9 protein-coding genes, 1 tRNA gene and 1 riboswitch are annotated in these 16,187 nt (G+C 42.4%); of the genes, 6 read left to right on the top strand and 4 right to left on the bottom strand.

The genetic code is table 11. From position 1 onward, the window contains the following. Window position 1: 1 nt before the first annotated feature. A complete protein-coding gene (locus MTO98_RS02545) occupies window positions 2-2,338 on the bottom strand; it encodes a TonB-dependent receptor (RefSeq protein ID WP_243485070.1) in 2,337 nt (778 codons plus the stop codon). 423 nt (window positions 2,339-2,761) lie between these two features. On the opposite strand from MTO98_RS02545, the gene MTO98_RS02540 reads away from it, so the two are divergent. The 4 genes from MTO98_RS02540 to MTO98_RS02525 all read left to right on the top strand — a co-directional run bounded on the left by MTO98_RS02540 (window position 2,762) and on the right by MTO98_RS02525 (window position 10,489). Next, complete coding sequence (locus MTO98_RS02540; protein WP_243485069.1) at window positions 2,762-3,817, top strand: AraC family transcriptional regulator; 1,056 nt, start codon at window positions 2,762-2,764, stop codon at window positions 3,815-3,817. Between the two features lie 361 nt (window positions 3,818-4,178). After that, window positions 4,179-5,366, top strand: coding sequence for an ROK family protein (locus tag MTO98_RS02535; protein WP_243485068.1), 1,188 nt, complete (start codon window positions 4,179-4,181; stop codon window positions 5,364-5,366). Window positions 5,367-5,424: 58 nt separating this feature from the next. Then, a complete protein-coding gene (locus MTO98_RS02530; protein ID WP_243485067.1) occupies window positions 5,425-8,538 on the top strand; it encodes a SusC/RagA family TonB-linked outer membrane protein in 3,114 nt (1,037 codons plus the stop codon). Between the two features lie 31 nt (window positions 8,539-8,569). After that, window positions 8,570-10,489, top strand: coding sequence for a SusD/RagB family nutrient-binding outer membrane lipoprotein (locus MTO98_RS02525; protein ID WP_243485066.1), 1,920 nt, complete (start codon window positions 8,570-8,572; stop codon window positions 10,487-10,489). 72 nt (window positions 10,490-10,561) lie between these two features. Here MTO98_RS02525 and MTO98_RS34390 read toward each other — a convergent pair whose 3' ends face one another. The 3 genes from MTO98_RS34390 to MTO98_RS02515 form a co-directional block, all read right to left on the bottom strand. Next, complete coding sequence (locus MTO98_RS34390; protein ID WP_371825399.1) at window positions 10,562-10,702, bottom strand: hypothetical protein; 141 nt, start codon at window positions 10,700-10,702, stop codon at window positions 10,562-10,564. A gap of 27 nt (window positions 10,703-10,729) precedes the next feature. Then, window positions 10,730-11,827 carry a Fic family protein gene (locus tag MTO98_RS02520; protein WP_243485065.1) on the bottom strand — a complete coding sequence of 366 codons (1,098 nt, stop codon included), beginning with the start codon at window positions 11,825-11,827 and terminating at the stop codon, window positions 10,730-10,732. Window positions 11,828-12,156: 329 nt separating this feature from the next. Next, window positions 12,157-12,230, bottom strand: a tRNA-Ala gene (locus MTO98_RS02515). Window positions 12,231-12,462: 232 nt separating this feature from the next. Here MTO98_RS02515 and MTO98_RS02510 point away from each other — a divergent pair. Both MTO98_RS02510 and MTO98_RS02505 read left to right on the top strand, forming a co-directional pair. Then, window positions 12,463-13,665, top strand: coding sequence for a PQQ-dependent sugar dehydrogenase (locus MTO98_RS02510; protein WP_243485064.1), 1,203 nt, complete (start codon window positions 12,463-12,465; stop codon window positions 13,663-13,665). 131 nt (window positions 13,666-13,796) lie between these two features. Beyond that, window positions 13,797-13,998: riboswitch (cobalamin riboswitch) on the top strand. Window positions 13,999-14,101: 103 nt separating this feature from the next. Beyond that, window positions 14,102-16,186, top strand: coding sequence for a TonB-dependent siderophore receptor (locus MTO98_RS02505; RefSeq protein WP_243485063.1), 2,085 nt, complete (start codon window positions 14,102-14,104; stop codon window positions 16,184-16,186). The last annotated feature ends 1 nt before the right edge of the window (window position 16,187 follow it).

Raw genomic sequence — 16,187 nt, 5'->3', positions numbered from 1 at the left:
ATTAATTGTTTACTTTATTTAAAAAATATCGAAGATTGATGTAGAATGCCCGGCCAGGTTTCTGCAGGCTGAAATTGTCGTACAGGTAGGCGTTAGTCAGGTTCCGGCACTCGAGGCCAATGTTATATTTACCCGAAGCAAGACTATAAACCATGTTAATATCGTGGCTTAATTGCTGGGGGATATCAAGTTTGTCGCCGCCGCGGCTTGGCCAATACAGGTAAAATGCGTGCACATATAACAAATTATACCCGATGTTTAGGTTATTGCCTTTTTTACCTACATTTTTCAGTGATACAGAGGCATCACTATTGCCGAAGAAATAAGGGATGTTAGGCATTTGGTCTTTATAAACCGGGCTGATACCGGTGTAGCCGGGTTCGTACTTTTGCAGGTTTTGCAGGTACTGATAAGTTACGGTTGTACCTAAGGTTAACCAGTTGCTGTACGAGTACCTGATCTCGCCGTCGCCGCCTATGGTGCGCACGCCATCGCGGTTATCAGCTACCAGTTTGGATTGATTGTTATTAAGCCTGTTGTAGATAAAATTGTCTGATTGCCTGTAGATAGCGTTTGCGTTAACCAAAAACTTGCTATTGTTATTAATGGCGAAGGAATAACTTAAGCCAAGGTTAACGTTGTTACTTTGCTCGGGCTTAAGGTTAGGGTTTCCTTCCTGATTTTCAACGTCGCCAAAAATCTCCTGGGCTTCGGGCATTCTGTTGGTAAGCTCGTAAGATGATTTGATTTGCAGGTTTGGGGTTAAGAAATATGTAGCTGCAATACCGTATCCTAATTTTTTAGTGGCTGCCTGGTTTGTTGCCGAACCATTTACGTTATTTTGATAAATGTATTTACCAAACACCGAGGTACTCCACTTATCATGCACATCGTAAGAATAACCTAAGCCTAAAACATTTTTTTGTGTTTTCTTTGGCGTTTCATAATCTGCAATATCCGGATTCAGCACGTCGCTGCCCTTACGGTTAAAGGTGGTGAAAACATCGCTTAACGCAAGAGACTGATGCTCGCCCATGCGGTAGTTAAACATGGATGTTGCAATACCATTATTGTTTTTGTATTTGTATAAACTCCGCGCACGCTCGCCGTTTGATCCATTGGGTTTGCTGTTGCCGAACCAATCGTACCGAACATTCATGGTATCGATGTTTTGTTCGCTGCCAAGGTTGTAGTTGGCATTAATGGTCACGTCCAAGCCTTTAATGAGGTTCACTTTTTTATATTTCAAGGTTGGCATAACAATGTCGCCTTTGCGGTGCCAGCCGCCAAATACAGAAACCATCCGGGCCCCGGTTTGGATCTCCTTGTAGTTTTTGCCCAGCGTAATCCCAAACAATAACTTATCGGCAAAGCTTTTATCCACTACGCCCACGTTAGCTATAAGGGTTTCATTATGATATTCATCATGGAAACGGCGCACCAAAGCATTTGGGGTATAAGCCCCCGTGTTGATATCTGCAGCATCAACCTTTACTTTATAATCGTTGTCCGAATAGTTTTGAAAAGCATTAAGCTGTACGGTGAAACCTTGTTTGCTTGTAACAGCTGCATTGATCACACTCCGGTGGGTATTGAACGATCCGTATGAATAAGAAACATCGATATAGTTTTTGTACCTGTCTCCGGTAACAATGTTAATAGCGCCGCCCAATGCGTCAGAACCCAGCCATATAGGTACAACACCTTTGTAAACCTCCAACCGCTCGGCGATATTGATAGGTATATTGTTGATTTGAAAGGACGAACCGAAATTGTCCATAGGAATCCCATCAATAAAATACCTGACATGGTTACCCGAAAAACCGTTAAGCGATAAATTAAAATTTGAGCCAACACCGCCCGACTCCCTGACACGGATACCGGCAACGCGGTCTAAAGCGCCGGCAAGATCAAGTGTGGTATTATATAACTTCTTGGCATCAACCGTGGTTACGTTAAATGCCTGCCGGTTGCTTTCCTGAACCACCGACCTGCCGGTAACCGTAACGGTAGCCATGTTCATGGCTTCGTCTTTAATGGTCATTACCAGCTCGGTTTCTTTATCCGGGTTAACGGAAACCTGTTGTTGCTGGACTTTATATCCCACACCGCTTACGGATACCGTATACCGCCCGGCCGCTACAGATTTGATCATGAAAAAGCCCGAATTATCTGAAATAGCACCAAGCTGCGTATTTAATAGCTTAACTGTTGCGGATGGTAGCGGCTCGCCGGCATCATTTTTAATGTAACCTTTAACCGCTCCTGTACTTTGGGCATTCGATAAGAAACTAAAGGCGCAAAACATGCCCAATAGCAGAATTTTTTTAATTTGCATCGCTTTTTGAATAAACACTTTAATGAGCAACTCAAGTAATTGAGACGAGCTGTACAGTTGCCGCTGTGCAGCTCAGTTTTTGATTATACTTCAATCAAATTCAAAATGACTTACTTCTTTTGCTTCCTAAGACCCTGCTGAATTAAAGCGGTCTGTAGTTTTAGAAATAGACGAAAAGGATAAAAGAAGTAGAAATTCGACATTGTTTTTATTTAGACTGATTTTAAATAACGAGGCAAAAGTAAGTCTTCAGTAGTTTAAAAAATGCCGGAAATGGTATTAAAAATGCCGGAAAACGTATTTTCTTGAGCTGAAAAAGGCCTCGCCCGCAAGTTATTTTCACTTTTACGCCGCTTATACCAATCATCATTCGTTTCTTTGCAGTTATTATTTAGACTAATTAAAAATAATTATTCGATAGAAATGATTGTACGTTCTACCCTGCTTGAAGTAAATAAAACGATTTGTGACCTTGAACTTGAAGATGACTATAAGCAAGAGAGCCCGATACACAGTAAAACTATTATAAGCGAAGACGGGCAGCACGTTGACATTCGTTCTAAAACACTTTACATGCCTGGCCTTTGTATTATTGATACCGGGTTTAGTATTCATAAGCCCGTTACCGATAAATTTATTGTTAAAGGCGACCATTTACGGATCACGTTATTTTTTGACGGTAACTCGCGTGTATGGGAAAAAGGAGCTGATGATTTTTACGATCTGCAATCGGGCATTATGAGCAGGCACTACCAAAAGGAACTGCACTGGAATATTGAAATGACACCTAAACGCGAGGTGAGTTACGTGGCTATTTTCATGTCAAGGAATTATGTTAAGCAATTACTTATTAATGAACACTGGGCACACCACGATCCATTTTTAGACCAGGTGCTTGACAGTGGCGGGTATCAGCCCGAAGAGCAACGCTATTTTATTGATATCCCCATTAAAAAGGTGTTGAATGAACTTCTGAGTGATGATCATGATCATGCTACCAAACGCCACTACCTTGAATTGAAACTGAAAGAAATGCTGCTTTTGTTACATGCTCAAAAGCAATTGACCGACCGCGAAACTGAGATGCCGCATGATGTGTACGATAAGGTTGTATCGGCAAAAGCGTATTTATTGACTAATCTTAACCAGCCTCCCACCATTAAACAGCTTGCACGGATAATAGCTTTAAATGAACTAAAACTTAAGCAAGCTTTTAAACGTGTTCACGGTACAACTATACACGCCTTTGTAATTAGAAAACGTATGGAAAACGCCCGTAAGATGTTGGTCGAAAACAGGTCCGTTAATGACATGTCGTCCAAACTGGGTTATCATAGTGTTTCTCATTTTATCGAAACCTTTAAAAAATATTACGGGGAAACACCTAAACAAGCCTTAAACAAACTATTCAGCGGCAAAAACCTGCTGTGTATGTTAGCTATGAACGAGGCACTTCCTTACCTTATGGTTATGTGGTAGAATAAACATCGAAAGGATACGATCATTCACCGTTTTTTGATATAAAGGCATTACAATACACAAGAGCTTTGCGAAATTTCGCAAAGCTCTTGTTGTTTCCAGGCCGCAATCAACGGTGAATCCAAATAAATTTGAGCTGCCTGTAGTTGTTTTACCCTTATTTCTTGTCTTGTGTCTGACTAACGGCTTTTTTCTAAGCCGCTGGATTTAATGCATTGATTTTTAGAGCTATATGTTTTTAATTGTCTTTAAGAAGATTCTTAATCTTCAGAATTAAAAACTTAACTCTTTAAATCTTTTTAAAAAAATTATAAAGTTTCTGGTTTTTTTCAAAAAAATATTTAAGTTTATCAAATCAATTATGAGCGTTCAAATGAAGCAGCAATTACTGCGCAACGAACTGATCAAGTTTTTTTATTACGACAATAGGCTAACACTGGCCGAATTAAGTCGCAGGTCGCAAAAGAGTTTGCCACTGGTTACCAATACGGTTAACGGGCTTATTGACGATGGATATATACAAGATAATGGCCTGGCAGCCTCAACAGGGGGGAGAAGGGCATCATCGTTTCAATTAAATGCTGATAAACAGCGCTATATAGTTGCGGTGGCGGTAGATCAGATGGTAACCCAGGTGGTTATTTACGATCTGATGAACAATGTTAAAGTCGGGCTGAAGAAAAAAGAACTGGTTTTACATGACAACCCGAAGCTTACGGAAACGTTCATTGCTTTCTTGAAAGATTATATATCCGGTTCTGGTATTCCGCTGAATCAGATATTGGGAATAGGGATAGGTATGCCAGGCTTTGTAAGCGCCATAAAAGGTGTAAATCACACCTTTTTTAAACAGGAGGGCAGCGTAACTTTAAAAGAGCATCTGACTAAAGAACTGGGTTTGCCGGTTTTTATTGACAACGACTCCAGCTTAATAGCGTTAGCAGAATTGAAATTTGGTGCCGGAAAAAATTTACAGGATGTGCTGGTTGTTAACATTGGATGGGGCATTGGTTTAGGGATGATCGTTAATGGCAGTTTATTTCGCGGGCATAGTGGGTACGCTGGTGAGTTTAGCCACATTCCGTTATCACAAAGCAATAAAATGTGTTCATGTGGTAAAAGAGGATGTTTAGAAGTGGATACCTCACTGGTATTTATGATTGACCGTGCCAGATCTGAGATGGATTCAGGTGCCAGTTCAAGCATGGAGCAAATTTATAAAACGACAGGCGGGTTGCCGGCCGATTTATTTCTGAATGCTGCGAAATCGGGAGATCCGCTGGCTGTTTCCGTTCTTTCTGATGCTGCTTTTTTAGTTGGGAAAGGCATATCAACATTAATACACATCATGAACCCGATGCTTATTGTATTAAGCGGCAGAGGGGCCGTGGCCGGAAAAATACTGATGGCCCCTATTCAGCAGGCAATCAATGAGTTTTGCATTCCGTGGTTGGCCGAGCAAACGGATATACAGGTATCAACAGTAGCAACAAACGCAGAGCTTTTAGGAGCGGCTACACTTGTAATAGAGAACTGCGACTTTAATTAGGATTTACAACAAAATCATATATAAAACCAACACAATTTCTATAATTAAAACCAAACAAATGAAACAAATCTACTTAAGGTGTTTCGCTTTCTTGTTGTTTAGTGTAATAACGATGACAGCGTATGCACAAAAAACAGTTACAGGGACAGTAACTGAAAAATCCGGACAATCTATACCCGGTGCAAGCGTAACCGAAAAGGGCACCACTAACGGAACAACCACCAATGCCGATGGTAAATACACCATTAAAGTAAAAGAGGGTGCTGTACTTACGTTTTCGTTTTTGGGCTACAAACCAGCTCAAGTAACTGTAGGAGCGCAACATACAATTAACGTTGTACTTGAAGATGCTGAAAACGCGCTTACCGAAGTTGTAGTTACCGCATTGGGTATCAAACGCGAAAAAAAATCATTGGGCTATGCTGTTCAGGAAGTTAAGGGCGAAACCTTAGCTGCGTCAAAAGAGCCTAACTTTGTAAATGCGTTGTCGGGCAAAGTTGCCGGCTTACAAATTACCCGTTCAGGTAACGGACCGGGTGGCTCTTCAAAAATCACCCTGCGTGGTAATAACTCATTGACAGGTTCAAATCAGCCGCTTATCGTAGTTGATGGTATCCCGTTGGATAACTTTACAGGTGCTGCAAACAATGATTACTATAATCCGTCGCTGGATATGGGTAATGGTTTGTCAGACATTAATGCTGAAGATATCGAAAGCATGAGCGTTTTGAAAGGACCTTCGGCAGCAGCTTTGTATGGTTCAAGGGCTGGTAACGGTGCTATTTTGATCACTACCAAAACAGGTAAAACACAAAAAGGCCTGGGTATCACGATTTCATCATCAATAGGTACCGAGAGTATTTTTGCACGCCCGGGCCTGCAGCAGGACTTTGCCCAGGGAACAAATAATGCTTATTCAAATACATTAGCCAGCAGCTGGGGACCTAAAGCTACCGGGCAAGACGAGAAGAAATGGGACGGTACAAATGCACCGTTGCATACTTATGATAACATTGCAAATTATTTTGATAAGGGCTTAAGCTCTAATCAAAGCATCTCGTTTCAGCAGCAATATAAATCAACATCTGTTTATACTTCATACAACAGGCTTGATGATAAAAGCATTATCCCTGGTGCTAAGCTGATCAGGAACAACTTAACAGGCCGTACAGTAAGTAAATTTGGCGAAGGCGACAAATGGACCATTGATACCAAAGTACAATATATCAATGCCACAGCTCTTAACCGCCCACAGGGAGGTGCAAATAACAGCAACGTCTTTAATGCACTATCATTATTGCCTACATCTATTGATGTAAGGGACTTTAAAGGCCGCACCGATAACGCCGGTAACATGATCTGGTGGCGTCAAAACAACGAGATCAATCCATATTGGGCCGCGAAGTATAACCTTAACCAGGATATCAGAAACAGGTTTTTACTGAACGCATCTATCAAATATCAGTTTAATAGCTGGTTAAATGCGGAGTTAAAAGGCGGTGCTGATACCTATACTACTAATACCGAAAGCCGTACCTATGCAGGTATTACACCAACATCAACCGGTTCTTATGGCTTAGGCAAAAGCAACTTTACCGAAACTAACTACAGCGGTTTATTATCGGCAAAAAAAGATAACATTTTTGGTAAATTAGGCGGTACTGCTACATTTGGTGGTAACTTAATGAACCGTCAGGCATCTTCACTAAGTGCAAGTGCAAACCCGCTTCAGGTTCCTAATTTGTTTTCAATCAATAACGGCACAACCAGCCCTACCGTTAACCAAAGTGTAGCAAATCACGATATCTATTCAGTTTACGGTTCATTAGGTTTAAACTACGATGGATACCTGTTTGTGGACGGTACATTCAGAAACGACTGGTCATCAGTATTGAACGCTGCTAACCGTTCTTACTTCTACCCTTCGGTTAGTACTTCATTCCTGTTTACCGAGTTCATGACCAAAAATGGCAGTACTTTGCCATCATGGTTAACTTACGGTAAATTAAGGGGTTCATTTGCTTCTGTTGGTAACGACATGGATCCTTATCAGTTATATAATGTTTACACTATTGGTAAAGATCCGAACGGAAATACAACTGCAAGCCGTGGCGATGTACTTTTTGATGCCAATGTGCGTAGCGAGCTGATCAAATCATATGAGGCCGGTTTGGAAATGCGTTTCTTTAATAGCCGCGTTGGTTTTGACTTCGCCGTATACAAATCAAACGCAACAAGACAATTAATTAACCTGCCAATGGACGGTTTAAGCGGTTACAGTGCAAGGAAAATAAATGCAGGCGATATCCAAAATAAAGGTCTGGAGTTAATGGTTGATGGAAAAATTGTAGCAGGACAAGGCTTTAACTGGAATACCAGCGTCAACTTCTCTATCAATAGAAATACCGTTAAATATTTAACTCAGGATGTTACTCAATACGCTTTAGGCGGTTTTGATGATTTATCTGTTGTAGCTCAAAGCGGGCAGCTTTACGGCGAAATCATTGGCTCACGTTTATTGAGGGTAAAAGACGCGAGCAGCCCATATAATGGCCAATTGTTACTGGATGCTAACGGTTTACCGCAAGTTGACCCGGTAAAATCTAAACTTGGCAATCAACAGGCATCAAGCTTATTAGGCGTTACCAATACATTCTCTTATAAAAACTTTGATCTGTCATTCCTGGTAGATGCACGTTTTGGAGGCCAGGTATTTTCAGGAACCTTAGCTCATATGGAGGCCACTGGTACATCTAATAAAACGGTTGTAAACGGCGAAAGGCCAGACATGCTGGTTGACGGTGTTGTATTAAACCCAACTACAAATCAGTACGAAAAGAATACGGTTAAAACTTCTGCACAAAATTATTGGGCGGTAGTAGCGGGCCACGGCAACATGGGTGTATCTGAAGCTAACCTTTATGATGCTTCTAACATCCGTATCAGGAACGTGCAGTTAAACTATAACCTGTCGCAAAAATTTGCGCATAGCATCGGTATGCAAAGGGCAAGAGTGGGTGTATCTGCTAACAACGTATGGCTTATCTCCAGCCACATGAACGGCATGGATCCAGAGTCATCTTATGCAACCGGTACTAACGCAACCGGCTTTGAAAACGGCAGTTTCCCTACAACCCGTACCATTTTATTCAATTTAACGGTAGGTTTTTAATTTAACAGCAAAGAATAATTCATAACAAAATATGAAAACGATATTAAAAAAATCAAGCCTGATGGTTGCAGCTGCTCTGCTTGCCGCGTCATCATGTAAAAAATTTGACGATCTGAATACCGATCCGCTCAAAGCAAGCGGTGATCAGGTACAAACAGAATATTTTATCAATAATTCAATTATTGGTGCACAACAGGACCCAGGGTTATCCGAACGTGTGTTCATCTTATATTGGATAGTGGGCGGTCATGGCCTGCAGGATGAGGATGGCGAAACATTTTCACGTGGTTCATACAGCGATGACTGGACATCTGAATATTACAGGCAATCATCGCAATGGATGAACGCTGCCAATAGCGCTATTCAAATTGGCAACGATCAAATAGCTAAAGGAACGTCAAAAGCGTATACGCAAAACCTGATCCAGGTTGCAAGGATCTGGAGAGCTTATTTAATGAGCGAATTTTCTGACAGCTTTGGCCCAATGCCGGTTGATGGTTTTCAAGGTGTAAATCCGGAGTTTAAAGATGTTAAAACGGTTTATTACTTCCTGTTGGATGAGTTAAAAGATGCAAGTGCTAAACTCGATCTATCTATAGTAAACCCTGCGAACGTATCTAAAGAAGACCCTGCGTACAATTATGATTATGCTAAATGGCGTAAATATGCCAACGCTATGCGTATGCGTTTAGCTATGCGGTTATCAGAAGTTGACGCCGCTAAAGCCAAAACCGAATTTGAAGCAGCAGCAGCTACTAATGATTTCATTACCGATGCTACTCAAACCTTCAGCGTACAGGAAAGTCCTAACAGCTACAACCCGCTTAGCAGCGTGTTCAGGAAGGAGTCGTCATGGATGGGCTTGCCTATATCTGCAACCTATAATAACCTGGTATTTGGCTTAGGTAGTGTTAAATCTGCCGATCAGCTGGATGCATCATTTGATTCGGCCATTAAACCGGCCAATTGGATGGGACAACGTTTCTTCGATCAGTTTGCAACCAAAACCAATGATCCTGCTGCCGGCTATTGGTTTAATGGTTTGCCTTATACTATTGATCCCCGGGCATACAAAATATTCAGTATCCCAGGTAACCTTACCGATCCTAACTATCCGGCAATCGGCGGAACATTTACCGCTACGCAAGAAGACTTGAAAGATGCCTCTGGTAAAGTTGTTAAAACGCTTAATTCAACCAATACCTGGAATGCTAAGGCCGATGGCAACTGGGGTGCCAAAGCTACAATGAACGATGCTATAACAACTAACGGGTTTAAACCGCTATTAAACCTGGTATACAGAAATGGCAATAACAAGCGCGTATTTTTTGGACCGTGGGAAACATATTTCCTTTTGGCCGAAGCTGCAGTTCGCGGCTGGACCGTACCTGTTGATGCCAAAACAGCTTATGAAACAGGTATCAGGAAAAGCTTTGAATACTTTGGCACTACGGCAAATCTGGCCACCTATCTTGCATCAACCGACTACAACAGGGTTGGTACTTCAGTTAGCTGGGACCATACCGTTGAGCCGGCTTCAACACATACTATGAACTATGAAGATGGCCTTACCGGTGCTGCAGGTACAGTGGCTATCAACTATCCTAAAAATGATCTTTACAAGTCAGGTACCGTAAGAAACGATCAGCTGACAAAGATCATTACCCAAAAATACCTTGCACAATTACCATGGTTGCCTTTAGAAACCTGGAGTGATCACAGAAGGCTTGGATTACCATTCTTTGAAAACCCAGCGGTTGAAGATATCATGCCAGATTTACCTGCTTTAACAAGTGGAAATTATATGACCAGCAGTGTTAAATTCCATCCTCAACGCATGAAATACCCATCAAGCCTGAGCAATAGTAACATTAACGGTTATAACCAGGCAGTATCGGCCCTCGGTGCCCCCGACGCTGTATTAACCCCGCTTTGGTGGGCTAAACACTAAGCTCCGGTACAGGCTTTAAACAGCCTGTTAGCTTAAAAAGGGAATGAGTGCTTTACTCATTCCCTTTTTTAATTAAAAAAATCGGGGGTTGATTGCCCTGATATTGTACGCCGGCATATAATTGCCTTTTCCATTCTTTTCCCACCGTAGTGCAAATACATCTGCTCTACCTTTAAATATAGATTTATACAAATTCAGTTGGATATCGATCATAATTTATCGGCATTGCGATAAGTCGTATCAGACAACTATACTATAAGCTGTATTTCGACCGCCACCTGGTTCTTTCTCCAATATGCCTTTCTCTATCAGGTCCTGAATATCTCTCAATGCAGTGTCGGGAGAACTCTTTGTCATCTTAGCCCATTTAGTACTGGTTAATTTGCCATAAAACTCATCCAACAAGGCGGTGACCATCTGCTGCTGGCGGCTATTTAATACAGTTTCTCTATGCTTATCCCAAAACAGGGTTCTTTTCGCTACGGCAGATAATGTTTCTTCCGTGTGATCCATCGCAAAATACAGACAATCTAAAAACCATTTCAACCACGGGGTAATATCCAGGCCGCCCTTTTGCATTGCTTCAAGTATATAGTAATAAGCCGCTTTTTCGCGCATGATCTGAGCTGACATGCTGTAGAACCGTTGCGATGTTCCATCTGCCCGTGCGAGCAGCATGTCGGTAATAGCCCGGGCTATACGACCATTGCCATCGTCAAATGGATGTATGGTCACAAACCATAAGTGTGCTATGGCAGCTTTCAACACTGCATCAGTATTAGATCTGGCGTTGAGCCATTTTAAAAAAGTCTCCATTTCTGCTGACAGCCGTTCTGCTTCCGGAGCTTCGAAATGTACTTTTTCCTTGCCCATAGCTCCCGAACCAACCTGCATAGGGCCGGCTTCCGGAGTACGCCAGGTCGCAACTGTAATCTTGTGCATACCACTTCTTCCAGTTGGGAATAGCGCCGCATGCCAATCAAATAAGCGATCTGCCGTCAGGTCATCGGTGTATTTCTGAGTCGCATCTAACATCATCTCTACTACTCCATCCACGTTCCGATCTGCGGGTACAGCATCCGCTATTTCGATCCCTAACCTTAGGGCTATAGAAGATCTTACCTGATCACTATTCAATTTTTCACCCGCTATCTCACTGGATTTGGTAACATCTAATGTCAGCGTATCTAATAATGCGTTTTCCTTCAATTTAAAGCCAGCCGAACTCATCAAACCTAAAATATACCCTTGCCGATGCCTTACCTCGCCTAAGCGAACAAGTATTGCTTCAATGTCCCACGTAAAGGAAGGCCAGTTCTTTAATTGATGTATATACATATATTACCGCCTATGCGATAAATATATGTACTTTTCTCCGCAATTTTGCGGAATATAATTTGTTTATTCTCCGCATAAGTTAAAAACTGAAATCTCGCATCTGTTTTACCTCAGTTTATCAATCGCTAAAATTTCAAGATTTTTTTAAATTCTAAATGACCTCTTGCATGATTTTTCATTATAAATATTTGCAATATGTTTGTATTTAAGCAATTTAAATAAAGAAAGTGACATGGATTTTAAGGAAAGAAGATTCTCAAATTCAGTTCAAAAACGGCCCGATAATGCATAAAAAAAGCATTTACGAGACGTAAACGCTTTATAATAAGTGGAGAATATCGGAGTCGAACCGATGACCTCTTGCATGCCATGCAAGCGCTCTAGCCAGCTGAGCTAATCCCCCGTAATGGGTGGCAAATATAGTATAAGTTGTACATTTCTAAAATATAATTTGATTTTTTTAATCAGTTACATTTAACATAGTGTTAACTATTTTTTTAACGCCCTATCCCGTAGTCTTGATTAAACAGCGGAGTTTTTATCCATGTAACAAAAGATAGACACAAAAACTGCGGCTCATGGTATTTTGTTATTTATCTTTGATTCAACAAATGTATAGTTAACATTTAATCATCATGCCAATAAACAATAAATCTATTTTAATGTCTGCATTGTGCGCTGGCGTTTTCGTGCTTCAGGTTAAAGCCCAGACGTTGCCGCCTGTTGAAACGCAGAAACCTAACAGCGATTATAAGCCCGCACTTACAGGACAAACCCGCATAGGCGGCATTCAGACCAAAACCAAACTGAATGTTACCGTGATCAATCACCAGTTAAAATCGCCATGGGCTTTACGTTGCCTTCCGGATGGGCGCTTCCTGATCACCGAAAAAGGCGGCACCATGCGTATATTAAAAGCCGACGGCAGTTTTGATAAAAACATCGAAGGCCTGCCTGCAATTGCCGTTGGTGGCCAGGGCGGCTTGCTTGATGTTAACTTCGATTCGTCGTTTCCAAAAAACCGCACCTTGTTCTGGACTTATTCTGAACAGGTAGAAGGCGGCTTCCAGCTTGCTGTAGCAAAGGGAAAACTATCTGCCGATGACAGCAAACTTGAAAACGTACAGGTGATTTATCATGCCCAACCGGCTTATAACGGGCATTTACAGTTCGGATCACGCGTGGTGTTTGATAAACAAGGCAACCTTTTTGTAAGTACCGGCGAGCATGGAGCCGACGATATTCGCATGAAAGCGCAAGACCTCGGAGCTGCGGTAGGTAAGGTTGTTCATATTACGCGTGACGGAAAACCTGTTCCCGGAGGCCCCTTTGCCGGTAAAAGCGGCGTATTGCCAGAAATTTATGCTTATGGCTTAAGAAACCCCGAGGGTATGACTATGAACCCCGTAACCGGCGAATTATGGGAAGCCGAATTTGGCCCCCGGGGCGGCGATGAGATTAATATCATCCGCGCAGGTAAAAATTACGGCTGGCCGGTAGTTACTTATGGTATTGAATATAGCGGCAAAAAAGTTGGCGACGGTGTACAACAAAAAGAAGGGGTTACCCAACCAATATACTATTGGGACCCGAGCATATCGCCATGCGGTATCACATTTTACACCGGCAACCTGATCCCGGAGTGGAAAAACAATTTATTTGTTGGCGCACTCGGTGGTTCGCATATTGCAAGGCTGGTGATCAAAAACGATAAAGTGGTGGCTGAAGAGCGTTTGCTTAAAGATAAAAACGAACGCTGGCGCTCGCTTGTTACCGGAAAAGATGGTGCCTTATATGGCGTAACCGACAATGGTAACCTTTACCGGATAGGTAAATAATATTCCGTTTATGATCTGTTATTGCGCCCGGCAATAACAGATCATCTTTCTTATCCCTCTTTCAATACCTCATCAGCGGTATAATATCCTGTTTTACAAACCGCCGCTTGCTTAATTTAACTTTTAATATATACCTTTGCCCTGCTTTTGGTTCGCGGATAATTAACGCCCGCGATTAAAAGGGAACCCGGTGTAAATCCGGGACTGTCCCGCAGCTGTAAGCTCCATAACACCAAAGCCCATTCTTATTGTCACTGTTCCGGTACTGCCGGAATGGGAAGACAGGGCCGGGGGGAGTAAGTCAGAAGACCTGCCATAGCACTTATTAATTCATAGCTTTCGGGGATTGAAGCTGGAATGAGGATACCTTTCGTGTATTTCATTTTTTGTAATTCGTCGTTCTGTTTGCTGTGAGGTTTTTTAACCCACAACACTCATGAAATTAACTGTGCGCCACACGTTCGCAACGCGTAATGGCTGTATTAAGGGTTTACTATGGTTTGTTTCCTTCGGGATAGCAATTGCTTGCAGTTGCCTTAAGGTTTCGGCGCAAGCCGCGGTTCAAAAAAAAGATACAGCTCAAACTGATTCGGATAAGATCAATCACCTTAAACAAGTGGAGATCCGTGCTTTCAAAACTGATATCCGCAATACCTCGCCTACGCCTGTTCAGGTATTGAAAGGCGAGCAATTACAGCGCCTTAATAGTTTTTCTGTGGCCGATGCCATGCGCTTTTTTACTGGTGTACAATTGAAGGATTATGGAGGAGTGGGAGGTCTAAAAACAATCAATGTGCGCAGTTTGGGCACCAATCACGTAGCCGTGTTTTACGACGGTGTACAACTGAGTAACGCTCAAAACGGACAGGTTGATCTCGGTCGTTTTTCGCTGGATAACATTGACGAAATAGCTCTTTTTAACGGACAGCAAAGCGATATCTTCCAACCGGCCAAGGCATTTTCGGCGGCAAGCGCCATATATCTGCAATCGGCTAAGCCAAGGTTTGAGCCGGGTGAGCATACACATATCCGGCTTAACTATAAAACAGGATCAATGGGCCTGGTGAACCCCTCCCTGCTTTGGCAACAGAAGCTGAGTAAAACTATAAGCAGTACCATTAGTGCAGAATATATCCAGTCGAACGGACGCTATAAATTCAGGTACACCAATGGGGTTTATGACACAACTGCAGTGCGAAACAATGGCGATATTGAAGCTTACCGGTTAGAAGCCGGACTTAGAGGCACCACTCCTGATAGTGCTTCATGGGCTGTTAAGGCCTATAGCTACAATTCAAACCGTGGTTTGCCGGGAGCTATCGTTGCCAACAAATTCAACTATTCGCAGCGGCAGTGGGACCGCGACCAGTTTATCCAGGCTAATTATGAAAGCAATACGCGCAACCGTTATAGCTTTAAAGCAATTGCTAAGTACAGTGACAATTATGAACGATATCTTGATCCGGAATTTGTAACCACTGCGGGCTTCCTTGACAATCGCTTTTACCAGCATGAATTGTACACTTCCATAGCCAATCGGTACCGCATTTTACCGGTTTGGAATATTGCAATTGCAGCCGATTTTCAGGTAAACGATCTCGACGCCAATTTGTACCGCTTCCCATACCCAACACGCTTTACCGAACTGGTTTCGCTGGCTTCACAACTCAGGCTGGGCAGGCTTGATCTTCAGGCATCGCTGTTGGGCACTTTTGTTAATGATAAAGTACATGAATATACCGGGGCCGGGCGTAAAACCGCTTATACCCCAACCGTAACAGCGGGATGGTATCTGCTGGATAATAACGACCTGATGCTGCGTGCGTTTTATAAAAACATCTTCAGATTGCCAACCTTCAATGACCTGTATTATACACTGATAGGGAACACCCAGCTTAAACCTGAGTATGCCAGCCAGTATGATATTGGGGTTACCTATAACCATCAGTTTAAAAATCAGTTATTCCAGTCGTTCTCGGTACAGGCCGATGTTTACTACAACCAGGTAAATGATAAAATTGTGGCTATTCCGGGGCTCAATTTATTCAGGTGGGTGATGTATAATGTGGGCGATGTTCATATAAAAGGGGCCGAAGTCAACATACAATCGGGCTGGAATGTAGCCGGTGATACATATATCACCGCCGGGGTCAATTATACCTATCAGCAGGCTTTTTACAAAGATGGAGGCATAACCTACCGCTATAATATCCCCTACGTGCCTATGCATAGCGGCTCGTTTACGTTAGGGGCCGATTACCGCAGGTTTCAATTCAATTACAGTTACATATACACAGGGCTTCGTTATAACGAATTAAGCAACGATACCAATCACGGTTATAATACGGTTGAACCATGGTATACGCATGATCTTTCAGCAAGCTATCTCACCAAAATATACAGGCGCAAAACCAAGCTCACCATCGAAGTAAATAATCTTCTGAACCAGGACAGGGAGATCATCTCCAACTTTCCGATGCCCCGGCGTTTTTATCGCCTCAAACTAAGCTATAACATCTAAC

Origin of the sequence: Mucilaginibacter sp. SMC90, assembly GCF_022811725.1 — a bacterium.
Taxonomy (GTDB): Bacteria; Bacteroidota; Bacteroidia; order Sphingobacteriales; family Sphingobacteriaceae; genus Mucilaginibacter.
This window is presented reverse-complemented; position numbering and strand designations above follow the sequence as displayed.